The following is a 22748-nucleotide window of genomic DNA, read 5'->3' on the forward strand; positions in this document are numbered from 1 at the left end:
CCTCTCTCCGTTCTGCTATAATGCAAACAGCAGAGCAAAGGAGATTACGGCATGAATATACAGATTTTCGGCAAAAATAAGTGTTTTGACACCAAAAAAGCGCAGCGCTGGTTCAAAGAACGCGGCATTAAATTCCAGATGATCGACCTTGCGCAAAAGGGCATGTCCAAGGGTGAACTGGACAGCGTGCTGAAGGCTGTCGGTGGACTGGACAACCTGCTCGACCAGAAAAGCAAGAGTTATGCGTCGCTTTCCTACCTCGCCTACGACGAGGACAAGAAGGAAAAGCTGCTCGAGGACGGCACGCTGATGAAAACGCCAATCGTCCGCAACGGTCGTCAGGCAACTGTCGGCTACCAGCCCGATGTTTGGGAGCAGTGGGAATAACTTTTCTAAAGCCGTTCTGTACCTCAGGACGGCTTTTTCCGTGTCCGTTGTCCGCTTTAACGCCTTGTACAATTTTTCAGGTAAATGCTGTAATTTCGCAAAATATACCCTCTTTCTGTATCCGCTGTCTGATAAACTATGTTTAAGGCAACGGCATTGATTTATGCTTCTGATTTCATGCGAAAGTGAGGGAGAACTCATGAAGGGAAAAGGCAAGCGTTTTCTTGTTCTGCTGACCACCGCCAGCCTGAGTCTGAATATGCTCAGCATCAGCGCTTTTGCAGCAGAAGATTCTCCGGAGACGGACGCTGCTTTCGTTTCAGAGATCTCAAACGATGAGACCGATTTATCTGTAAACCGTCCGGATTCCGATGTTCCGGAGGTTTCCTACGAGCCGATCATTATCGACATTCCTGATGGACCGATTCCGGCTGGTGAAACCTGGGATAACGAGGCTTCGGCTACAGATATTGCAGAGAACAATATTCCAACAGCTGACAGCTTCAAGGAGCACCTGTCCGGCGGCTCATCCAAACTGTGGATAACCGTAGGGGTTGTCTCCGGTGCAGGCGTGATTTTCACTACCATGTGCCAGAAAGGCAACGAGAATCGGTAAAAACCATAAACGCCCGCTCATTTTTGAGCGGGCGTCAGTCTGTCAAAAAAGTATTATTTTAATTTTTACGCTTCGTGCGGCAGCACGCATAAAATAGAATTTGCGGAGCAAATTCATAAAAAGTCGGGGCGTGTACGCGCAGCGCGACCGAGAAGTCGCGCAAGGATAGCGCCTGACTTTTTATACAAGGGAAGAAAAAATGTGCCCGCAGGGCGCGGTTTTTCTTCAGTATTCGCTCGAAAGCGTGGTTTCGAGCGAGAGGCTGCTCGAAAAACGAAGTTTTTCGACAGTCTCACGCCCGCTCATTTTTGAGCGGGCGTCTTTTCGTCTCACAGGCATAGCATAAAAACAGCTCAGGCATTGCTGAGCTGTTTTTATGCGCTTTATGCAGTTAGTTCTTGAGGCTCTGAATCGGAGCCGGAATACGGCCTCCGCGGTTAATGAACTTCGCGGGAGAACCGGTCTTGATCGGCATGATCGGAGCCGCGCCAAGCAGACCACCGAACTCGACCATATCACCGACTCCCTTGCCGATGGCCGGGATAACACGGACAGCAGTGGTCTTGGTGTTGACAACGCCGATTGCGATTTCGTCCGCGATCAGGCCGGAGATGACCTCAGCGGTGGTGTCACCCGGAACAGCAACCATGTCGATACCAACCGAGCATACCGCAGTCATTGCTTCGAGCTTCTCAAGGGTCAGTGCGCCTGCCTGAGCCGCCGCAATCATGCCCTCGTCCTCGGAAACCGGAATGAATGCGCCGGACAGACCGCCGACACTCGAGGATGCCATAACGCCGCCCTTCTTAACGGCATCGTTCAGCATAGCGAGGATTGCGGTCGTGCCGCAGCCGCCGCAGACCTCCAGACCGACTTCCTCGAGGATACGCGCAACCGAGTCACCGATCGCCGGCGTCGGTGCGAGAGACAGGTCAACAATGCCGAACGGAACCCCCAGACGCTGGCTTGCCAGTGCGCCAACCAACTGACCCATACGGGTGATTTTGAACGCAGTTTTCTTGATCACGTCGGCAACCTCACCGATGGAGCAGTCGCCTGCACGGCGAATTGCGGACTGCACAACGCCCGGACCGGAAACGCCAACGTTGATAACGGTCTCCGGTTCACCGATGCCGTGGAACGCACCGGCCATAAACGGGTTATCGTCTACCGCGTTGGCAAAAACGACCAGCTTGGAGCAGCCCATGGAATCGTTGTCCTTGGTCAGTTCTGCGGTCTGCTTAATGATGCGGCCCATCAGACCGATGGCATCCAGATTGACGCCCGCCTTGGTGGACGCAACGTTGACCGACGAGCAGACCAGATTGGTCTCGGCCATTGCCTCCGGAATGGAGTTGATCAGGATTTCATCGCCCTTGGCGAAGCCCTTCTGCACCAGCGCCGAGAAGCCGCCGACGAAGTTGACGCCAGTGGTCGCAGCGGCACGGTCAAGCGCCTTGGCCAGCGGTACATAGCTGTTCGCCGAGGAGGTCGCACCAACCATGGCGATCGGCGTTACCGAAATACGCTTGTTGATGATCGGGATGCCAAGCTCGCGCTCAATCTGCTCGCCGGTGGCAACCAGCTTTTCCGCACGGCGCGTTACCTTGTCGTATACCTTGTCCGCCAGCACATTGATGTCGTCCGCCGCAAGGTCGCGCAGCGAAATGCCCATCGTGATGGTACGAATGTCGAGGTGCTCCTCCTCGATCATCTTAATGGTTTCCAGAATATCTTTCGTGTTGATCATAGACATTTAACTAAACCTCCTGAAAAATTGAGAGTTGAGAATCGGTTACCTGCTCTCGATTCCATCAATTTGTCAGATTTTGTGCATTGCGTCGAAGATGTCCTCATGCATGGTGTGAATCTTCATGCCGAGCTCCTCACCATCCTTGTCAAGCAGGTCGATGAGCGTGTTGAAGTCTACGGTGCACTTATCGATGTTTACCAGCATGACCATTGCAAATACATCGTCCATTACATTCTGAGAAATGTCGATGATGTTGACCTGCTGCTCATAGAGCGTGTTCGAGATCTTGGCGATGATACCGGTGCGGTCCTTGCCTGTTACTGTGATTACTGCGCGCATGTTGATTCCTCCATTTTTGCGTATATGTTAATTTATCACAAACAAATGAATAATGGAAAATTGAGAATCCGTCGTTCTCAATTATTCTCCGGCTTCCACCACGGTATTGATAATACTGTTGGAAACCAGAAAGCCCTGTTCGGTGAGATACCACCGTGTACCCTCGTGAGCGGCAAGACCGTGCTTTTCCAGCATGCGGAATACCTGCTCGTAAGGAGCCGTACTGACATGGTATCGGTTTTCGAGATCGTGCATATCCGCACCGTCCGAGGTACGCAGACGCACCATCAGGTATTCGCCCTGCCGCCGGAAGTCCGAGACCTCCTCCTCGTCCTGCGGGATGCTCTCACCGCTGATATAAGCCCTGATATCCCGGGCAAACGCGAACCGGCGGCCATTCAGGAAAGAATGGGCGCCCGGTCCCAGTCCGAGATAGTCGGAAAGATCCCAGTATTTGAAATTATGCCGGGAACGAAAACCCGGTTTTGCGAAATTTGATATTTCATAGTGCTCGAAGCCGTTCCTGCCGAGCAGTCTGCACATGGCAAGATAGGTATCTGCCTGCGTGTCGTCATCCGGCAGAACCGGATTTTCACGTCCCATCGGTGTTGCAGGCTCCAGTTTGAGTCCGTAGCACGACAAATGCTGCGGGTTCAGCGTCAAACACTGCGTTACCGAGTCGAGAAACTGCGCCTGCGTCTGGTCCGGCAGGCCGTACATCAAGTCAAGGCTGATGTTGGTAAAGCCGCACTGCCGTGCGAGTTCTACGGCTGCCTGTGCCTGCGCAAAGTCGTGGATACGACCGATGCGTTTAAGCTCGGTGTCGTGCGCCGCCTGCACGCCAAACGAGAGCCGGTTGACGCCGTGCTTATGCATGGCCTCCAGCACCGCTTGATCCGTGCTCTCCGGATTGCATTCCACCGTGATTTCGGCGTTTTCCGCAATTGTAAAGCATGCCCCAACCGCCTGTAAAATCTCGCTGAGATAGCCTGCGCCAAGGCAGGTCGGCGTACCGCCGCCGATGTACACGGTATCGACCGTGTAACCGGAACAGCGTTCGCCGTACGCCTTTATATCACGAATCAGCGCCGCCGTGTAATCGGCTTTGAGTGACGCATCCGTGATCGAATAAAAATCGCAGTACGCGCACTTTTTCACGCAGAACGGGATGTGCAGGTAGAGGCCGAGCAGCTTGCCGCCTGTTGCAGCGTTAGTTTTCCTCATCGAGTTTAAGCACAGCCATAAAAGCCTCGGTCGGCAGCTGAACCGTACCGAGCGCACGCATCTTCTTCTTGCCTTCCTTCTGCTTTTCGAGCAGCTTCTTCTTACGCGTGATATCGCCGCCGTAGCACTTAGCCAGTACGTCCTTGCGGAGCGCCTTGACGGTTTCACGAGCGATGACCTTGCCGCCGATGGCTGCCTGGATCGGCACCTCGAACAGCTGGCGCGGGATATTCTCCTTCAGCTTTTCACAGATACGGCGGGCACGGCCGTAGGCCTTGTCACGGTGCGCGATAAAGGACAGCGCGTCCACCTGATCGCCGTTGAGCAGCATATCGACCTTAACAAGATCGCTCTTGCGATAGTCGATAAATTCATAATCGAGCGATGCATACCCCTTGGTACGAGCCTTGAGCGCGTCGAAAAAGTCATAAATGATCTCACCGGTCGGCATTTCGTAGTGCAGCTCAACCAGATTGGAGTCCAGATACTGCATATCCTTAAAAATGCCGCGGCGGTCCTGGCACATCGGCATGATGTTGCCGACAAACTCCTGCGGCGTCATGATGGACGCCTTGACATACGGCTCGCGAGCCTCCTCGATAACATCCGGGCTCGGATAATCGTGCGGATTATCGCAGCGCTGCACGGTGCCGTCGGTCTTGCTGACCTCATAGATAACGCTCGGCAGCGTGGTGACGAGGTCAAGGTCGAACTCGCGTTCGAGCCGCTCCTGAATGATCTCCATGTGCAGCATACCAAGGAAGCCGCAGCGGAAGCCGAAGCCGAGTGCGACCGAGCTTTCCGGCTCAAACGACAGCGCTGCGTCATTGAGCTGCAGCTTTTCAAGTGCGTCGCGCAGGTCAGGGTACTTAGAGCCGTCCTCGGTGTAAATACCGCAGAATACCATCGGACGTGCCGGACGATAGCCGGGCAGCGCCTCCGGCGTCGGATTTTCCACACCGGTAACGGTATCGCCGACACGAGTGTCGGATACCTTTTTAATAGAGGCGGTAAAGTAGCCTACCTCACCGGCACACAGCTCCTGCTGCGGAGACAGACCGAGCGGCAGCATGTAGCCGCACTCAAGCACCTGAAATTCGGCACCGGTGGCCATCATTTTGACCTTCATGCCCGGGCAGATCTTGCCGTCAAGCAGGCGCATATAAACGACAACGCCCTTGTACGGGTCGTACTGGCTGTCGAACACGAGCGCACGCAGCGGCGCATCCGCATCGCCCTCCGGTGCCGGAATATCGGTTACGATACGCTCGAGCACCTCGTGAATGTTGATATTCATTTTTGCGGAAATTTCGGGCGAGTCCTCTGCCGGAATGCCGATGATATCCTCGATCTCCTTCTTGACGCGCGGCGCGTCTGCCGCCGGCAGGTCGATCTTGTTGATGACCGGCACGACCTCCAGACCGGCGTCGATGGCAAGATAGGTGTTGCCGAGCGTCTGCGCCTCAATACCCTGTGCCGCATCAACGACCAGAAGCGCACCCTCACACGCCGCCAGAGAACGTGAAACCTCATAGTTGAAGTCCACATGACCCGGGGTGTCGATCAGGTTCATTTCGTAGGTCTTGCCATTGTCCGCGGTATATTCCATGCGGACAGCGCGCGCCTTGATGGTAATGCCGCGCTCACGCTCAAGCTCCATATTGTCGAGTAGCTGCTCCTCCATTTCACGCACGGAAACGGCCTTGCACTGCTCCAGCAGACGGTCTGCCAGCGTAGATTTGCCGTGGTCAATATGTGCAATGATGGAGAAATTACGAATTTGCTCGCGATTTTTCACGTCGAAAGCTCCTTATCTGTAAACTGTAAACCTAATAAATATAGGCTCATTATAGCATATTTGGCGGGGTGTCACAAGCGTTCTTTCGCAGTTTACGTTTGTTTCTCTGCTGCAAACGTGAATTTTGTATTTTTTCATAAATTTCATTTTCTGATAAGAGGAATTTCATGCAAAGCGGTTATTGTATTATCATGATGAAGCAGTAAACCGACAAAGAATTAGCGACGGCCGGCGGTTTTGGGTAAAACAAAAGCACCGATTTTACTCGGTGCTTCTAATCGGAGCGGCTGACGAGGCTCGAACTCGCATCCACACCCCGCAAAAGCCGCAGGCTTTCACGGGGACCCCGACCTCTGATTTTATGAAGGTGGAGGAAGCGAGTGTGCTGCGGGCAAAAGAAAAGCACCGAATGACATCGGTGCCCTTTGATTTGGAGCGGCTGACGAGGCTCGAACTCGCTACCTCCACCTTGGCAAGGTGGCGCTCTACCAGATGAGCTACAGCCGCATATTTAGTTTTTCGCGCTAACGCGATTTTTGTCAGTGCCGATTAGTTACCGGACGCTTCGGGTTTAACGCTCACGGGCGGAATCGCTTTTTCTGCGGAAAAAGCCACGCTGGTTGAAATATGCCACCGGCATATTTCCAAGAGCCAGCTTTCGATTCCTCAGCCCGGAGGTATTATTTTTTAATGAGTGCCAATGGCACTCATTAAAAAATGGTGCCTCCGGGCGGAATCGAACCACCGACACGGGGATTTTCAGTCCCCTGCTCTACCGACTGAGCTACAGAGGCGTTTTTACAGCGCTTGTTTAGTATATTATATTCCCTCGGAAATGTCAACAACTTTTTTCAAAATTTTTTGTATATTCTGCAAGCAGGCGAAAACAGTCACAGAAGCTCAGTCTGCGACTGTATCACTTTTCTCTTCCGTTTTACGGCGGATTTGTCCCCACAACAAGTCCGCCGCTCTATCCTTTTCATGCGGGAGCAGCCACACGGTGCAGCCCAAAATAGTTCAACTGAAACGCGCCTCCTTTATGTATGTCTGGTCATTTATACTGTCTGCCGCCTGCCTTGCCATTTGAAATGTCGGATAGCGTTCTCTGCAAATCTCGTCATCGGCCGGCACGGCAGCCAACAGGCTGGTTTGTGAATCAATCGAGTCCAGTTTCCACTATCCACGCAATCCCTCCTTTCCGGCTCTCCTGCCCTGCTCATACTATATAGACGAATGCCCTTCCGGTTTTGTGACACTCTTCCGCAAAAAAATAGGGCAATACCGCATAATTGGATAAGAGCGATTTGCGAGTAAATTTTGCGTACTGACGAGGCGCGGTTTTGCGGTAATACTTGATGTATTACCGTGAAATCGCAACAAAGTCAGGGCGCGAAATTTCCGCAAAGCGCCGCAGCTTTAATTGTGCGGTATTGCCCTAGAAATTTTTTCGACATGAGAAGAACAGCCTGTAAATCCGTTCTTCAGATTGCATAATCAGGCACAATATGCTATAATCTGCTAAAATAACAGGCAGGAAGGCGTAAAAATGTTTCTCTATCTGGCAATGATCGGCTCGGACGCAGACAAGTCCAAGTTCGAGATTCTTTACAGCGAATACAAAAATCTGATGTATTACACCGCAAACCGCATTCTGCGCAACAGCAGAGATGCGGAGGACGTGGTGCATCAGGCTTTTCTCAAAGTCATCGAAATTCTGGACACCATTTCTTCACCGAGGTGTCACAAAACGCGCGCGCTGCTCGTCACTATTACCGAGCACAAAGCGATCGACCTGTACCGCGAAAAGCAGCGCCGCAATGTCCTGCCGCTTGCCGAGGAATATATCGGAGCCGCGCCTGCCGCCGAGATCGAGCGTCTCGCCGAACGCGACACACTGGCCGCCGCTATCGCGTCCCTGCCGCCGCGTTACCGCTCGGTACTGCTCCTGCGATACGACTGCGGCTATTCCAACGCGGAGATCGCGAAGATTCTGGATACGACCGAGCCGAACGTGCGCAAGCTCATCCAGCGTGCCAAGGAAAAACTCAGCGCACAGCTGAGCGGGATGGAGGAACCGTAAATGAAGATCACTGACAATATGCTGTCCGCGCAGGCCGCCGAAGCGCGCGAACTGTGGCTGCAAGCCTGTACGCCGGATGCGCTGCCTGAGCACCGTTTCTCCCGGAAATTCCGGCGTGAAATGCGCCGTCTGGTGCGTGCACAAAAGCACTCTGCGGCGTTTAACCAGAGCCTCCGTCTTGCGCGCCGCACGGCCGCTGTTCTACTGCTTTCCGCTGCGGTTTCGTTCGGCTGCGCGATGAGCGTAGAGGCATACCGCGTATCGCTTATCAATACTGTCGTGCGCGTGTTTAACGACCTGACCGACTATCGTTTTTCATCGGCCCTGCCGTCCGAAACCGACAGCAAGGCGTTCACACCGCCGGTGCTGTCCGGTCTGCCTGATGCCATGCACAAAACCGATGAGCGCAGCACGCCCAACGGCTATACCGTCACCTACGAAAGCACTACCGATTTTCTTGACCTGACCTGCACCCGGATTACGGACACTTCGGAGACACACAAGTTTGTGGACACGGAAAACGCATCTGTTACCGAATTTACTCTGCACGGCAGTCCGGTTACGATGATCGAGAAAAACGGCACGGTCACGCTCCTCTGGACGCAAGATGACATCGTCTATCACCTGTACAGCAGCCTGTCCGCCGATACCTGCCGTAAACTCATCGAGAATCTGCAGTGATTCTCTGCTGATATTGCAAAGAATTGCTATTGCGGCCTGCCCTGCCGCGGTGTTATAATGATAAATTGTGAAAGTGTATAAACCACGCGCATGATTTTCTGCGCGAAAACAATCACGGAGGTTTACTCTTTTGAAAAAACATCGCTATACCGCGGCGGCCGTAATGCTCAGTCTTTCGATGCTGACCGGCACCGCTGCCGCCGATTATTCCGATCTAAAGCCGCACTGGGCCGAACAGGCCATGGAATTCGCCGTACAGTCCAATCTGATGGACGGCATTTCGGAATACACCTTTGCCGCAGATGCACCTGCGACCCGCGCCTGTCTGGTGCAGGCGCTGTACCGCATGGAGCACGCGCCTGCGGCTGACACAGTGCTTACCTTTCAGGATGTCGCGGAGGACGCGTCCTTCCTGACCGCGGTTCGGTGGGGTGTGTCCAACGGCATCATCACCGGCTACAGCAACACCGCGTTCCGCCCCAGCACCTCACTTACGCGCGAGCAGTTCGCCGTTATGCTGTACCGCTTTGCCGAATACAAAAAGCTGGATGTGACGGCACAAAACACGCTCTCCGGCTACACGGATGCTTCTTCGATTCATCCGTATGCACAGACCGCTATGCAGTGGGCCAACGCCGAGGAACTGATCACCGGCACGACCGCGACCACACTGTCTCCGCAGCGCACAGTCTCCCGCGCACAGCTAGCGACTATTTTGCAGCGTTTTGCACCGATGGTCTCCTACCAGCAGCGGGAAACCGATGCGCCGAAGCCGCCGCAGACCCATTCCTACACAGCCTTCACCACCAAACTGGGTGATGTGACGCGCAGCGAGACCGAACAGGACCTGACCGAAGTTCATCGAGCGACCCGCCGTTACACGGACGGTCAGGGCTGCTCGGTCGAGATGGGACACTCTGCCGCCGTACTGGACGCACCCGCGCACACAGCCGCGCAGTTTGAGATGAAGGGCACGTCCGGCACGGTTCGCTGGTACGACACCGCAGCGTCCTCGTGGAAACAGCAGCCGCTCACTGCGGGTACGCTGCCGAGCGGCATGTACTTCCTGCGGGTGGACGGCGTGGACAGCATTCTCGTCACGCCGATGACCTATGCCGCGCGAGACAACGGCATGATCGAGTATTTTCCGGGCAAAAACGGCTCTCTGAAGATCGAGCGGACAGCTTCCGGCTTCCGGTTCTCCGTACAGGTCGCGGCTCTTACACAGGGCACCTACAGCGACTATCTGCTGCTGACTTCTCAGCAGACGCTCATCAACTGGAGCGACCCGTCCATGCCCAGCCGCTGGGCGAACTACAGCCTGATCGGCACCAACCGCTGGTGCTACAACGGCTACTACTATACCGCGCCTTCGACCTACTATCCGTTCGATGAGAACTACTTCTACTCGCTTCCGGCGGCGCATATTGCCGGCAAGATGGCAAACGACACCGATCAGCCGGCCTCCCGCGCGATCGGTCTGGCGATGATCGACCTGATGCGCGAGCAGCAGAACGAGTACGGCTTTATCCCCTCTCAGGCAGGCAGCACCTGGCTCAAGACGGATTACGGCATCGAACCCGGCTACTACGACACCCGCTTCAACACGGATTTCTGGCTGGCGAATATCAACGCAGCCGAAAACTTCGGCGTGACCGGCTGGCTGGACAAGACCCGCAAGTATGCGGATTTTCTCGTCAGCTTTGCCGAGCAGCATCACTTCACCTTCGGGGCCGGCGATGACGAGGGATGGCTCGTGCAGGATTACTGGCACCCGAACGGAGAGTTCTCGCCGACACACGCTTCGCTCAACCATCATGCCGCCGAAGCCGAATTCCTGTACCGGATGGCAGACGCAGTTAATGAGGACAGCTACGCCGTCCTCGCTGACCGCATGGTGCGCGGCATTGAGCAGAGCGAACTGCTGTGGTACAAGCCGGACGGTGATCTGAACTACTCCTACAAGCCAGACGGCACCTGTTCCGGTCAGGATTATCCGTATTTGACCTACAACGACCTGCTTGAGCTGCAGCGGCTGTATGCAGCCCGGCACGGTCAGGAAAATCCGGCGATCGCCCGTTTGCTGCAGGTCAAGCTGACCTGGATGAATAAAAACGGCGTGACCGACTACAACAAATAATTTTGGGGACGGAGAGAAATAAACGTGACACCAAATTCATTCGCTTATATCGTCTTTCTGGTGATAGGCGCACTCATTTACCACCCACTGTCACAGAAGGCCAAGAAACCCTTCCTTCTGCTGCTGAGCATCTGTTTTTACGCCATCGGCGGTGTAAAATTTCTGCCGTTGCTGGCGCTGACCGTTGCCTTCAACTTCTTTGCGGCGCAAAAGCTGGAACGCACCGAGCGTAAGCGCGGTCTGCTCACGCTGGTGCTTGTGCTCAACCTCGGCGCACTCGGGTTATTCAAATACCTCGGCTTTTTCGGAGAGCTGCTCGGCTGCACCGGTGTGCAGCTCAGTCTGCCTCAGCTTGCTCTGCCGATCGGCATTTCGTTCTACACGTTCGTCATCTGCGGCTATATGATCGACGTGTACCGCGGTCGTGAAGCCGAGCGCAATTTTCTCGACTTTGCGCTGTTCACCACCTTCTTTCCGGCAATCCTGTCCGGCCCGATCGAGCGCTCGAAGAGCCTGCTCCCGCAGATCAAGCAGCCGCGCCGCGCAACTGCGGACGATGTGCGCTTTGCCGCCGAACGGCTGATCGAAGGCACGGTCAAGAAGGTGCTGCTCGCGGATAATCTGGCGGTTCTGGTCAACACCGCGTACGCCGATCCGGCGCAGTTTTCCGGCCTGGAGCTGGCGTTTGCCGCGGTGGCGTATGCCCTGCAGATCTACTGCGACTTTTCCGCCTACTCCGACATGGCGATCGGCTCCGCGCGGCTGTTCGGCATTACGCTGATGGAAAACTTCCACGCACCGTACATGGCGCAAAGCTCCAAGGAATTCTGGCACAGATGGCACATTTCCTTGTCCACCTGGTTCCGCGACTACTTATATTTCCCGCTCGGCGGCAGCCGCAAGGGCAAAGCGCGCACCTACATCAACGTGCTGATCGTGTTCGCACTGAGCGGCCTGTGGCACGGTGCCGCCATGAAATATGTGCTCTGGGGACTGCTGTTCGGCGTTTTTCAGGTCATCGGCGGCCTGCTGACACCGGCAAAGCAGCGCCTGTGCGCCGCTCTGCACATTCCGTGGGACGCAGGCTGGCTGCAGATCATCCGCGTGATTATCACCTTCGGCCTTTCCACGTTTGCGTGGATATTCTTCCGCGCGGATTCCGCTTTGCAGGCGTGCACTATCATCAAACGCATTGTGACGGCAGCAGGCGCATGCTTCCCGCTTGACCTGACGCATCTCGGTCTGACCGAGCGTGCGCTGCATGTGCTTGCCGTGAGCCTCATCGGACTGGTGCTGACCGACATCATCGGTGACCGGTTCCCGCTGCGGGAAAAGCTGCTGGAGACGGTCTGGCTCCGGTATGCGGTCTGGGTTATCCTGCTGGCAGTGACGGCCGTCTGCGGCGCGTACGGCACCGGATTCAACCCGCAGGAATTCGTCTATTTCCAGTTTTAAGGAGGAATCGCCGTGAAACATATTTTCAAGAGAGAACTGGCGGCCTTCCTTGCCGCTGCGGCAGTGCTCGGCGGTATCCTCGCCGGTGCGACCCATTATCTCACACCGCAGCAGCATGATTACGGCTCGGTCTGGGGCATGTACGAACAGGAGCAGACGGATTCGATCGATGTGCTGTTCTTCGGCTCGTCCGTCACCTACTGCGATGTGGTACCTGCCGTATACTGGGAAAATTCCGGTCTGACCGCCTTTGTGCAGGCCGGACCCGAGCAGCCGCTTCCGCTGACGCTGGATTATTTAAAGGAAAGCCTGCGCACGCAGTCACCCAAGGCGGTTTTTGTGGAGTGCACCGGTATAGCGTTCCACAAATACATGGGCTTTACCAAAACCAACATCGGTCAGATGCCGTGGGGCATCAATCGTCTGCACGCGACCTTTTTTAATGCCGAACCCGAAGTCCGCAAGGGACTGCTGTTTCCGCTGTACTTCTATCACGACCGCTGGACGACCCTCAAGAGCGAGGACGTGCAGCCGTACACCGAGGATATGCTGGCCGGCTACACCTTTCTGTCCGGCGGCACGGACAAGGGTCCGGACGACTGCGAAACGGTTGATATTGCCCCGGAGGACTGGGAACGAAACATGGATGCCCTCGAAGATATTTACGCGCTCTGCCGCAGGAACAATATTCAGCTGGTGCTGTACCGTGCTCCGACAAAGCGTCTGCACGACGCTGACTGGGACAGGTTGACCGCGCAGTTTGACGGACGCGACGGCGTATCAACACTGAATTGCAGCGACTACACCGCGCAGATTGCCGCAGATCCGGAAAGCGACTTCTACGACTCACTGCATTACAACTGTGTCGGTGCGGAGAAATTCAGTGCGTTTCTCGCGGATTGGACAAAGAACAATCTCTCGATCTCGCCGGATGAACCGCAGGATACCGTGCTGTGGACGGCACGCCTGCAGCATTTCCGCGATTTAACGGCAAATCCGCCGCAGGAGAACACAAACGCATAACAAAAAAGGACTGCTGCACAGGTTTTATCCTTGTGCAGCAGTCCTTTGCTTATGCGCTTATTTCCAGAAATCAGTTTCTTCCTTGATGCCGATGTTCTTCGCATGAAATACCGAATTCTCACCGCGCTTGCGGCTTGCGACGTAATCGTTCAGGCATCTGATGGCCGTGCCGCCAAGAATCAGGATGGTCGGCACGTTGACTACGACGATCATACCCTGCAGCATATCCGCAGTATCCCATACCAGACCGGCGTTTGCGATCGCACCGATGAACACGATGGCTGTAGCAAACAGGCGGAAGAAGAGCAGCTCATGCTTTTTGATGCTGCGATGCAGGATGAACTCCAGACAGCCCTCGCAGTACGAGTAGTTGCCGAGCAGCGTGGTGAACGCGAACAGCATCATCGCCACTGCCAGGAACACCGGACCTGCCGCGCCGAGCGTGGATGCGATAGCGTTCTGCACATAAACCGCACCGGCGATTTCCTCGGTCGGAACAACGTTGGTGGACAGACACATGAACGCCGTTGCCGTACAGATGAGCAGCGTGTCGATGAATACGGACAGCATCTGCACCAGACCCTGCTTGGCCGGATGAGAAACAGATGCGGTTGCGGCTGCATTCGGCGCAGAACCCATACCTGCTTCGTTCGAGTACAGACCGCGCTTTACGCCGTACATGATGCAGCTGCCGGAGAAGCCGCCCATCACAGACTGGAGGTCAAATGCGTTGTGGAAGATGGACGCAAACATGCCCGGTACATTCCTGATGTTCAGGCAGATAATGAGCAGCGAAACCAGTACATACAGGATACCCATGAACGGAACAAGGATTTCGGTGATGCTTGCCAGACGCTTTGCGCCGCCGAGTACCATTACGCCGAACAGGAACGCCAGAATGACACCGATGAACGCCGGTGTGATAACCGGATGGTAGAACTTGAACACCGAGAACGTGGATTGCAGATTGTACGCCGCCAGCATGTTATAGCCGACTGCGTAGATCAGGATGATGAGCACCGAGAAGATGACACCCAACCAGCGCTTGCCGAGTGCGTCGCGCATGTAGTACGCAGGACCGCCGTAGCAGCTGCCGTCCGGTGCACGCTTTTTGTAAATCTGCGCGAGCGTAGACTCGATGAAGGCGGTTGCACCGCCGAGCAGTGCGGTTACCCACATCCAGAAGATAGCGCCCGGTCCGCCAAGACAGATTGCCGTGGATACACCGATGATGTTGCCCGTGCCGACACGCGACGCGGTGGAGATCATGAGTGCGCCGAACGAGGAAATGCTCCCCTCGCTTTCCGGCTTCTCCATGATGACCCTGCACGCATCCCTGAACAGACGAATCTGGATGAACTTGCATCGGAACGTGAAGTAAATGCCGCTGACTACCAGAAACAACGGCACAAACCATGGCTGATACAGCACGCCTGATATTGCTGCGATAACGGAGTTGATCGTTTCCAACATAATTTCTATTCCCTTTCCAAAGTACTTCCGTTACCGGTTGTAGTCAACCGGTAACATTTATTTATATTATACAGGAATCCGACAAACTTCTCAAGTACAAGTTATACCTTAGGCAACACCGCACAATTAAAGCTGCGGCTCCTTGCGCAGGCTCCGGTCGCGCTGCCGCGGCGTTTTGCGGAAATTTTGTGCCCTGACTTTGGCTTCGGTTCCTTGCGCGAGTTCCGTCCGCGCTGCCGAGATTTCACGGTAATACGTCAAGTATTACCGCAAAACCGCGCCTCGTCAGTACGCAAAATCTACTCGCAAATCGCTCTTGTCCAATTATGCGGTATTGCCCTTAATAAAATAAGTGTTCCAGCACCCACGCAAACGCCTTTGCCGTGCGGCAGTCCGGCTGCTGAAAATGCCCGCCGCTGTTCCATTCCAGTGTGCAGCTTACGTTTTTCTCCTGCAGGAGCGCATACGCCGCCCGCATGCGGTCGCCGACGGTGGACATCACCGGATTGCGCGTTTTTTCCTCGCGGTTGCCCAGACTGAGATAGACGGCAGCGCTGTGCAGATCATGCGCCTGCATGTACTCCAGAAATTCCGGGAACCACAGAGACGGCGAGGCTGCCGCAATGCCGGAAAAACGGTCGGTCCGGTATGCACTCCACAGGGCAAACAGTCCTGCCATCGAGTACCCGCCGATGATGTATCGTCTGTCTGCGTCCTCACACAGCGGCAGCATTTCGCGGAGCAGTGCTGCAGCACCGTCTCCGAAGTCCTCATGACCGAAAACCGCCGGTGCACACCACGGAGACAGGTCGTCGTTCCACCTTTCAACCTTGACGGCAATCAAACGGAACGGCTGTGCAGTCAGCCGCTTGATCTCACGAATTTCGTTCTCGATGGCCGGCAGGTCGTGGTCCCCCACCGGCTGCAGCAGCACGTTTTTCGCATTCGGCTCGCCGTATTCATAAATTCTCATGCAATCCCCTTCTTCTATGCATTTTCGCACTGATTTTACCACAAAATGCACCGCACCGTCAAATTTGCAGCGATTGACAATCCGCGTCCGCAACGGTATGATAGATGCAAAGAGTAAAAGGAGTTTCCGCTATGGGAAAATATATACTGGCGCTCGATCAGGGCACGACAAGCTCGAGAGCGATCTTATTTGACAGCGAACAGAATATTCTCGCCATCCGGCAGCATGAGCTGACCCAGCACTATCCGCACGAGGGCTGGGTCGAGCAGGACCCGATGGAAATCTGGTCCACGCAGTATGCGGCTATGCTCGAGGTGCTGTCGGCAGCCGATGTTTCTCCGGCCGATGTGGCGGGCATCGGCATCACCAACCAGCGCGAGACGACCATCCTGTGGGATAAAAATACCGGACGGCCGATTCACAACGCTATCGTCTGGCAGTGCCGCCGCACAGCGGATATTGTGGACAGGCTGGTGCAGAACGGTCTGTCCGGGCACATCCGCCGCACGACCGGTCTGGTTCCGGATGCGTATTTTTCGGGAACGAAAATCAAGTGGCTGCTCGACCATGTGGAGGGCGCACGAGAGAAGGCCGAGCGCGGAGAAATCCTGTTCGGCACGGTGGATTCCTGGCTGGTGTGGAAGCTGACCGGCGGCAAGGTGCACATCACGGACGCGACCAATGCCGCACGCACGATGATCTTCGACATTCACCGTCTGGACTGGGACGATACCCTGCTCCACGCGCTCGATATTCCCCGGGCGATGCTGCCGCGCGTGTGCTCCTCGAGCGAGGTGTACGGTTCTGTTTCCCTGCCGGGCGGCGATATTCCGATTGCAGGCATTGCAGGCGACCAGCAGGCGGCGCTGTTCGGTCAGACCTGCTTTGCGGCAGGCGATGCGAAAAACACCTACGGCACGGGCTGTTTTCTGCTGATGAACACCGGCACGACCGCCTGCGAGAGCAAAAACGGCCTGCTGACCACCATCGGCATTCAAATCAGCGGAGAGACGCAGTACGCGCTCGAGGGCAGCGTGTTTGTCGGCGGCGCCGTCATCCAGTGGCTGCGGGATGAGATGCGCTTTTTCTCCGAGAGCCGCGATGCGGAATACTACGCGGGCAAGGTGAAGGACACCGGCGGCGTGTACCTCGTGCCTGCATTCACCGGTCTGGGCGCGCCGCATTGGGATATGTACGCACGCGGCTGTCTCATCGGTTTGACGCGCGGCACGACCCGCGAGCACATTATTCGCGCCGCACAGGAGTCCATCGCCTATCAGGTGAACGACCTGCTGACCGCCATGAAGCGCGATACGGGCGTTTCCCTTTCCTCCCTCTCGGTGGACGGCGGTGCCAGCCGCGACAGCTTCCTGATGCAGTTCCAGAGCGATATTTCGGACTGCACAATTCGCCGTCCGGTCATCCGCGAAACGACCGCGCTCGGCGCATGCTATCTTGCCGGACTCGCGACCGGTGTGTGGCACAGCCGCGAGGAGCTGAAGCAGCTCTGGCGGTGCGATACGCTGTATGCGCCCTCGATGGACGAGAATAAGCGCCGCAAGCTGCTCTCCGGCTGGGATAAGGCGGTTGGACGGTCGCTCGATTGGGCGGAGCATTAAAAAACAGCACAAACAAACCCGAAGTACAGGCGCAAAACCTGCACTTCGGGTTTTGTATTTCAGTATGCTTTAATCATTTGCCTGAATCCACGCGGGCAGCTGCTCGATGTTCAGCTGCACATCCAGATTGGGAAACAGCGCATAATCCTGAAATACAATGTTAAGGCAACACCGCACAATTAAAGCTGCGGCGCTTTGCGGAAATTTCGCGCCCTGACTTTGTTGCGATTTCACGGTAATACGTCAAGTATTACCGCAAAACCGCGCCTCGTCAGTACGCAAAATTTACTCGCAAATCGCTCTTGTCCAATTATGCGGTATTGCCTTAAATCCGCGTTTCTCCATCGGCGTATATGTGATATCCTGTCCGTTATAGCGGATGGAGCCACTGTCCGCGTCGATAATGCTGAGGATCAGGTTGAGCAGCGTGGTTTTGCCGCAGCCGGACGGACCGAGGATGGAGACAATTTCACCGTCCTCAATACGCAGCGAAATATCTTTCAGCACCTCTGTGCCGTCGAATGCTTTGCGAATATGCTCCTAACATAAGCTGTTGTACTTCCTTCTTGTTTTCAACGGTTTCCATTGTAACCAAACAATCGGTGCCGCTTCTATCACTTGCGCATCAAGTTTTTATTATAATTCTGTAAAGCGAGGTCGGGAAATGTAAAGTAAAAATCCTCCGTAAAGCGGAGGATTTTTACAACACTCATCTTATATAGAATGATATAGGATTTATTTCCGCAGAAAATACACCAGACACGGTCGTCCGCCGGTGCGGTAATCCATCTCACTGCCAATAACCTGCTGTTCAGTCAGGTAATTCATATACCGGCGCACAGTGACAACTGACAAGCCAACATGCGATGCGATCTCATCACTGGTATGCCGTGTATCCGGCGCAGCCCGCAGATATGCCTCAATGCGCGAAAGCGTCTGACTCTGCAAACCTTTTGGCGGCGTGACAGGCTGTGTCGGCATCGCAGCCTGAAACAGCGTATGATCGAGCGCCTCCTGACTGAAGCTGTCGCGCTGCACGCTCTCTCTCCGGCGGCAGAACACGTCCAGCGCCTGCCGGAACCGCTCATATGCGAATGGTTTGACCAGATAATCCACTGCACCCAGTCGCGCGGCATCGTTGACCGTTTTTGCGTCATTCGCCGAAGTGACCATGATGACATCCGCGTCCACACCTTCCGCGCGAAGCTGCAGCAGCAGCTCGGTGCCGCTCATCTGCGGCATGTAAACGTCTAAAATAATCAGATCGATCGGGTTGCGCCGCAGCCAGAACAGCGCCGGATGCGCCGCCGAAAACGTCTGCACGACGGCAAACCGGCTGTCCTGCTCGATATACCGGCGGTTGAGCCGTGTGATCATCGGGTCATCCTCAATGATAACCGTTGTGTACATCGGATTTCCTCCCTACTGCTGTCTGTTTGCGGATTCCGCAACCGTAATGATGAACGAGCTACCGATTCCCGGCTCGGACTCGACGCGAATCGTCCCGTGGAACGCGTCCACGGTCTCCTTGACGAGTGACAGACCGGTGCCTCTGCCCTCTCCTTTGGTGGAAAAGCCGCGCTCGAAAATGCGGTCCAGCTTATCGGCAGCAATGCCTGCACCGCTGTCGTCCACACTGATGAGCATGCCGTGCTCGCCCTCGCGGATGCTGACCGTCACTTCCTTCTGTGCGGTCTCCGGTGCGTTCCGCAGTGCGTCGAACGCATTCTCAATCAGGTTTCCAAGAATGGTGATCAGACTGCTCGCCGGAAGATACCGTCCGTCTCCATGCAGTTCACTCGCCCGGTCGAGCACAAACCGGATACCCAGCTCCGCCGCACGATATGCCTTGCCGATCAGCAGCGCCGCAACCGACGGCTCCCGAATACGCTCAGAAATATAGCCGATCGAGTGCGCACGCGTCTGCGTCAAATGCAGCACATACTCCTCCGCCTGCTTGTCCTCGCCCAGCTGCAGCAGACCGAGGATCACATGCAGCTTGTTGGTAAACTCATGCGTATACGCCCGCAGCGCACCGACTATGTGCTGCACGCCGGTCAAATCCTGCGCCAGCCGCGTGACCTCGGTCCGGTTGCGGAAAATAGCGATAACACCCTCCACCTTGCCGTCCCGCCAGAGCGGCATACGGTCGGAAATGACCGAAACATGCTTGATGGACTCCAGACCGATGTTGTATTCGCTTTTGCCGGTCTGCAGCACGCGCGCCATCGTTGAGCGCGGATAGACCGTCTGTAACGGCTGACCGAGTGCATCCTTCACCTTGATTTTGAGGATATCCGCTGCCGCACGGTTCATATAGGTGATCATGCTGTGTTCGTCGATCGCCATCAGACCCTCATCCAATGCATCCAGAATATCCATGCGCTGCAGAAACAGCTGACGGAACGCGTCCGGCTCATAGCCCAGCAGTTCCCGCTTGACCCGCTTAGAAAACCGCACGCTGAGCAGACTGCCGATGCCAAGCGCGAACAGCGTGATGAGCAGATACGACAGCAGCACACGCAGCACCGTCCGATGGTAAGAGCGCAGATACAGCCCTGCCATGACGATACCGGTCACCTGCCCGTTTTCATCGCGCATGACAGCATAGGCACAGCGATCCGCGCCGTCCGGCATCTCATCGTTCGAGAGCACCGGCTTTTCCTCGCTGCACAGGCGGCTGACCGTATCAGCTTTCAGTTCGGGCAGCAAAGATGCGTCGCCTGTACCGGACACGAGATCGTAAAACACTGTCGGCTTACCCTTAATATCATACACGCCGAGCATATCCACTTCAGATACACGCCGTACGGTCCGCGCCAAATACTGCTGTGCGTTATCTGCCCGAATATCCTCGATCAGCAGCGGCGCGTCTGCCGCCATCTGCGCCGCATTGGACAGCAGCTGGTCGCGCGTCCGCACCTCCTGATACAGACCGATGCCCAAACCGACCGACGTGGACAGCAGCACCACCACCGCAATGCACAGGATCAGCATCCGGCGCACCTGCCGGTGCAGTGAGCCGGAGGAACGTGCATTTATCAAATTCATCCACTCCTTTTAAGAAGATACTTCATATCATAACACACTGGTCAACATTCATCAAATCCCCTCTGCAGATTTATGCAAATCTGTCAAATTGCGCGGGTTAATTTTTTTTAGTTTCATAAGCTTGCGTAAACTCCGACAGGTTTTTACAATAAGCGCGTAAACCAACTTATAGACAAACGAGGTGATGCCCTTTGGGTGAAATCAAAGCGGAATTGAATGCCGAACTGCAAACCCATATTGCGTTCGAGATTCCGCTGTTCGGCGGAATACCGGTTCCGGAATCCGCTGTGGTAAGCTGGGCGATCATAGTTGTGCTGACCCTGCTTGCCATCTGGCTGACGCACGGACTGCGCAAGCGTCCCGGGCGAAAGCAGATCGCCGCAGAGATGCTGGTGGGCTTCATCAACAATTTCTGTCGCGACACACTGGGCGACAAATACTGGCGCACCTTCGCTCCGTACCTCGGCACGGTAGGCCTGTATCTTGCGCTGGCGAACATGGCCGGTCTGTTCGGCATTACGCCGCCGACCAAAGACCTGAACGTCACCGCCGGCCTGGCGATCATGAGCGCCCTGCTGATCTACGGCTCGCAGTTCCGGTTCCACGGTCTGCGCGGCGGACTGAAAAAGTTCAGCGAACCGGTTTCGGTCGTCACGCCGCTCAACATTATGGAGATCGGCATTCGGCCTTTGTCGCTCTGCATGCGACTGTTCGGCAACATTTTCGCCGGATTCGTTATCATGGAGCTGGTCAAAATGGCCGTTCCGGTCGTTGTGCCCATCCCGCTGAGCCTGTATTTCGATGTATTCGACGGTATGATACAGGCAATCGTATTTGTATTCCTGACAACACTTTTTCTGTCGGAATCGCTTGAGTAACCACTGTTTTATCTGAGAAAGGACCACAAAAATGAGTATTGCTATTGGTGCAGCTATCGCAGTTATGACCGGCATCGGCGCCGGTCTCGGTATCGGCTATGCAACCGCGAAATCCTCGGAAGCCATTGCACGTCAGCCGGAGGCCTCCGGCCAGATCAGCAAAAACCTGATCCTCGGCTGTGCACTGGCCGAGGCAACCGCCATCTACGGTTTTCTGATCGGTATCCTGCTTATCTTCATGAATTGATCGGGGTGAGATCGAATGATCCTCAATCTAAATTCGCAGATTATCTGGGTGTTTGTTGATCTGCTCATCCTGTTCGTGCTGATGAAGAAATTCCTGTTCGAACCCATCACGAAAATGCTCGATGACCGTGCGCAGCAGGTGTCGGACACGCTCGATCAGGCGGACAAACGTCTCGCCGAGGCTGAGCAGCAGCAGACCGCGCACGCCGCGCAGCTTGCTTCCGCAAAGCAGGAGGCCGCGCAAATCATCGAGGAGGCCCGCACGCGCGGTCAGCAGGAGTACGACCGGCTGGTTGCAGAAGCGCAGACCGCTGTGCAGCGGCTGGACGAGCAGGCTGCCCGCCGTCGGGAGTCCGAGCGGACGCAGATGCTCCGTGAGGCGAAAAAGGAGATTGCCGCTCTCGTTCTGCTGACCACCGCCAAGGTATCCCAGCGGACGCTGAACAGCGACACCGACCGCGCCATGATCGACGATTTTCTGCGGGAAGAAACGGAGGCCGCGCGATGAGCTCGACCGCCGTACAGTATGCCGGTGCCCTGCGTCATACCGGCTGCACGCTGAGCAATCTGCAGCGAACCGCCGATTATCTGACCGGCTGTGCGCCGCTGTGGGACGCGCTGTGCTCGCCTGCCGTTTGTGCGCGGGAGAAAAAAGCTGTGCTGTCCCGCCTGCCCGATTTTGACGCGATGGGCGAGCTGAAGCACTTTTATCTGCTGCTGGCGGACAAAAACCGCTTTGCGCTCCTGCCGGAGATCGTCCGGCAGTTCCGACTGCTTGAGCTGCGCGACCGCGGCGAGGGCCTGTGCGTATTCCGCTGTGCCCGCGAACCGGATGATGAATCGCTGAGTTCGCTTGCCAAACTGCTGTGCGCACGGCATGGCTGCCGCGCGGTTACGTTTGAAATCGTGCAGGACGACACGCTGCTCGGCGGCTTTACTGCCGAAATCGACGGCGTAACCTACGATAAAAGCGTGCGCGGACAGCTTCGCGCACTGGCGCATGACCTGTAAA

Annotated in this window: 21 protein-coding genes and 2 tRNA genes; 12 read left to right on the plus strand and 11 right to left on the minus strand. The window is 55.6% G+C overall.

Annotated features, from left to right (window positions below; genetic code table 11):
- The first annotated feature begins 51 nt into the window (after window positions 1–51).
- Both PG722_RS04490 and PG722_RS04495 read left to right on the plus strand, forming a co-directional pair.
- Window positions 52–387 carry an arsenate reductase family protein gene (locus PG722_RS04490; protein WP_118479615.1) on the plus strand — a complete coding sequence of 112 codons (336 nt, stop codon included), beginning with the start codon at window positions 52–54 and terminating at the stop codon, window positions 385–387.
- A gap of 199 nt (window positions 388–586) precedes the next feature.
- The gene (locus PG722_RS04495) at window positions 587–1003 is read left to right on the plus strand and encodes a hypothetical protein (protein WP_270579784.1); all 417 of its coding nucleotides are present in this window, start codon (window positions 587–589) and stop codon (window positions 1001–1003) included.
- A gap of 391 nt (window positions 1004–1394) precedes the next feature.
- Here PG722_RS04495 and PG722_RS04500 read toward each other — a convergent pair whose 3' ends face one another.
- From PG722_RS04500 to PG722_RS04525, 6 genes are all read right to left on the minus strand, one after another.
- The gene (locus tag PG722_RS04500; protein ID WP_119189781.1) at window positions 1395–2753 is read right to left on the minus strand and encodes a PFL family protein; all 1359 of its coding nucleotides are present in this window, start codon (window positions 2751–2753) and stop codon (window positions 1395–1397) included.
- Between the two features lie 72 nt (window positions 2754–2825).
- On the minus strand, window positions 2826–3095 hold the full coding sequence (locus PG722_RS04505; protein ID WP_117490297.1) for an ACT domain-containing protein: 270 nt from the start codon (window positions 3093–3095) through the stop codon (window positions 2826–2828).
- A gap of 81 nt (window positions 3096–3176) precedes the next feature.
- Window positions 3177–4319, minus strand: coding sequence for a radical SAM family heme chaperone HemW (hemW, locus tag PG722_RS04510; RefSeq protein ID WP_270417390.1), 1143 nt, complete (start codon window positions 4317–4319; stop codon window positions 3177–3179).
- Window positions 4306–6117 carry a translation elongation factor 4 gene (lepA, locus tag PG722_RS04515; protein ID WP_110436966.1) on the minus strand — a complete coding sequence of 604 codons (1812 nt, stop codon included), beginning with the start codon at window positions 6115–6117 and terminating at the stop codon, window positions 4306–4308. The genes hemW and lepA overlap by 14 nt, the downstream gene beginning before the upstream one ends.
- 431 nt (window positions 6118–6548) lie before the next feature.
- A tRNA-Gly gene (locus tag PG722_RS04520) sits at window positions 6549–6624 on the minus strand.
- Between the two features lie 211 nt (window positions 6625–6835).
- Window positions 6836–6911, minus strand: a tRNA-Phe gene (locus PG722_RS04525).
- 752 nt (window positions 6912–7663) lie between these two features.
- Between PG722_RS04525 and PG722_RS04530 the strand changes: the two genes are divergently transcribed.
- The 5 genes from PG722_RS04530 (at window position 7664) to PG722_RS04550 (ending at window position 13496) form a co-directional block, all read left to right on the plus strand.
- A complete protein-coding gene (locus PG722_RS04530; protein ID WP_270579785.1) occupies window positions 7664–8197 on the plus strand; it encodes an RNA polymerase sigma factor in 534 nt (177 codons plus the stop codon).
- Window positions 8198–8878 carry a DUF4367 domain-containing protein gene (locus PG722_RS04535; protein WP_270579786.1) on the plus strand — a complete coding sequence of 227 codons (681 nt, stop codon included), beginning with the start codon at window positions 8198–8200 and terminating at the stop codon, window positions 8876–8878.
- Window positions 8879–9008: 130 nt separating this feature from the next.
- Window positions 9009–11018 (plus strand): S-layer homology domain-containing protein, encoded by a 2010-nt coding sequence (locus PG722_RS04540; RefSeq protein ID WP_270579787.1) that lies wholly within the window; start codon window positions 9009–9011, stop codon window positions 11016–11018.
- 24 nt (window positions 11019–11042) lie between these two features.
- A complete protein-coding gene (locus PG722_RS04545; protein ID WP_270579788.1) occupies window positions 11043–12473 on the plus strand; it encodes an MBOAT family O-acyltransferase in 1431 nt (476 codons plus the stop codon).
- A gap of 12 nt (window positions 12474–12485) precedes the next feature.
- On the plus strand, window positions 12486–13496 hold the full coding sequence (locus tag PG722_RS04550; RefSeq protein WP_270579789.1) for a hypothetical protein: 1011 nt from the start codon (window positions 12486–12488) through the stop codon (window positions 13494–13496).
- A 57-nt stretch (window positions 13497–13553) separates the two neighbouring features.
- Here the strand turns inward: PG722_RS04550 and PG722_RS04555 are convergent, their stop codons facing one another.
- Window positions 13554–14969, minus strand: coding sequence for an alanine/glycine:cation symporter family protein (locus PG722_RS04555; RefSeq protein ID WP_270579790.1), 1416 nt, complete (start codon window positions 14967–14969; stop codon window positions 13554–13556).
- A 340-nt stretch (window positions 14970–15309) separates the two neighbouring features.
- Window positions 15310–15942, minus strand: coding sequence for an alpha/beta hydrolase-fold protein (locus PG722_RS04560; protein ID WP_270579791.1), 633 nt, complete (start codon window positions 15940–15942; stop codon window positions 15310–15312).
- A gap of 131 nt (window positions 15943–16073) precedes the next feature.
- Between PG722_RS04560 and glpK the strand changes: the two genes are divergently transcribed.
- Window positions 16074–17561, plus strand: coding sequence for a glycerol kinase GlpK (gene glpK / locus PG722_RS04565; protein ID WP_270579792.1), 1488 nt, complete (start codon window positions 16074–16076; stop codon window positions 17559–17561).
- A gap of 285 nt (window positions 17562–17846) precedes the next feature.
- Here the strand turns inward: glpK and PG722_RS04570 are convergent, their stop codons facing one another.
- The 3 genes from PG722_RS04570 to PG722_RS04580 all read right to left on the minus strand — a co-directional run bounded on the left by PG722_RS04570 (window position 17847) and on the right by PG722_RS04580 (window position 20606).
- Window positions 17847–18068, minus strand: coding sequence for an ATP-binding cassette domain-containing protein (locus PG722_RS04570; protein ID WP_442867827.1), 222 nt, complete (start codon window positions 18066–18068; stop codon window positions 17847–17849).
- Between the two features lie 228 nt (window positions 18069–18296).
- On the minus strand, window positions 18297–18971 hold the full coding sequence (locus PG722_RS04575; protein ID WP_270579793.1) for a response regulator: 675 nt from the start codon (window positions 18969–18971) through the stop codon (window positions 18297–18299).
- A 12-nt stretch (window positions 18972–18983) separates the two neighbouring features.
- Window positions 18984–20606: an ATP-binding protein gene (locus tag PG722_RS04580; RefSeq protein ID WP_270579794.1), complete on the minus strand. Its 1623-nt coding sequence runs from the start codon at window positions 20604–20606 to the stop codon at window positions 18984–18986.
- A 197-nt stretch (window positions 20607–20803) separates the two neighbouring features.
- Between PG722_RS04580 and PG722_RS04585 the strand changes: the two genes are divergently transcribed.
- From PG722_RS04585 to PG722_RS04600, 4 genes are read left to right on the plus strand one after another with little or no spacing between them, the layout of a single operon-like run.
- Window positions 20804–21490, plus strand: a complete 687-nt coding sequence (locus tag PG722_RS04585; protein ID WP_270579795.1) for a F0F1 ATP synthase subunit A — start codon at window positions 20804–20806, stop codon at window positions 21488–21490.
- Between the two features lie 31 nt (window positions 21491–21521).
- Window positions 21522–21737 carry an ATP synthase F0 subunit C gene (gene atpE, locus PG722_RS04590; RefSeq protein WP_110436420.1) on the plus strand — a complete coding sequence of 72 codons (216 nt, stop codon included), beginning with the start codon at window positions 21522–21524 and terminating at the stop codon, window positions 21735–21737.
- Between the two features lie 15 nt (window positions 21738–21752).
- Window positions 21753–22244 carry a F0F1 ATP synthase subunit B gene (gene atpF, locus PG722_RS04595; RefSeq protein ID WP_270579796.1) on the plus strand — a complete coding sequence of 164 codons (492 nt, stop codon included), beginning with the start codon at window positions 21753–21755 and terminating at the stop codon, window positions 22242–22244.
- The gene (locus PG722_RS04600; RefSeq protein WP_270579798.1) at window positions 22241–22747 is read left to right on the plus strand and encodes an ATP synthase delta subunit family protein; all 507 of its coding nucleotides are present in this window, start codon (window positions 22241–22243) and stop codon (window positions 22745–22747) included. Before atpF ends, PG722_RS04600 begins: the two co-directional genes overlap by 4 nt.
- The last annotated feature ends 1 nt before the right edge of the window (window position 22748 follow it).

Origin of the sequence: Butyricicoccus sp. OF27-2pH9A (assembly GCF_027693185.1) — a bacterium.
GTDB classification, from domain to species: domain Bacteria; phylum Bacillota; class Clostridia; order Oscillospirales; family Butyricicoccaceae; genus Agathobaculum; species Agathobaculum butyriciproducens.